Here is a 478-nt window from a genome sequence, read left to right as displayed (position 1 = left end):
ACCTGGAACAGCGGATGCCGCGCGGTCGAACGGACCGGGTTGAGCACCTCCACCAAACGCTCGAACGGCACATCCGCATTCGCGAACGCCTGAATATCCGTCTCGCGCTGGCGAGCCAACAGATCGGTGAACGCCTCACCCGCATCCACCCGAGTCCGGAACACCAAAGTGTTGACGAACATACCGATCAAATCGTCCAACACCGCTTCGCCACGACCCGCCATCGGCGTACCGATCGCAATGTCATCAGTGCCCGACAACCGCGACAACAACACCGCCAACGCGGTGTGCACCACCATGAACAGCGTCGCGCCCTCCGCACGCGCCAACTCGATCAACGCCTGATGAGTCGACGCGTCCACCCGCAACTCGACCTTGCCACCCGCAAACGACTGCACCGCAGGACGCGACCGATCCGACGGCAAATCCAACTGATCCGGCAGATCAGCCAACGCCTGCTTCCAATAAGCAACCTGCC

Annotated in this window: 1 protein-coding gene; it reads right to left on the bottom strand. The window is 61.9% G+C overall.

Annotation, left to right across the window (positions count from 1 at the left end; all coding sequences use genetic code 11):
* A partial coding sequence (locus tag ON34_RS03185) for a condensation domain-containing protein (RefSeq protein WP_040774000.1) occupies positions 1 to 478 on the bottom strand: 478 nt, incomplete at both ends.

The sequence above is a fragment of the Nocardia pneumoniae NBRC 100136 genome, from assembly GCF_000308755.1.
GTDB lineage: Bacteria > Actinomycetota > Actinomycetes > Mycobacteriales > Mycobacteriaceae > Nocardia > Nocardia pneumoniae.
This window is presented reverse-complemented; position numbering and strand designations above follow the sequence as displayed.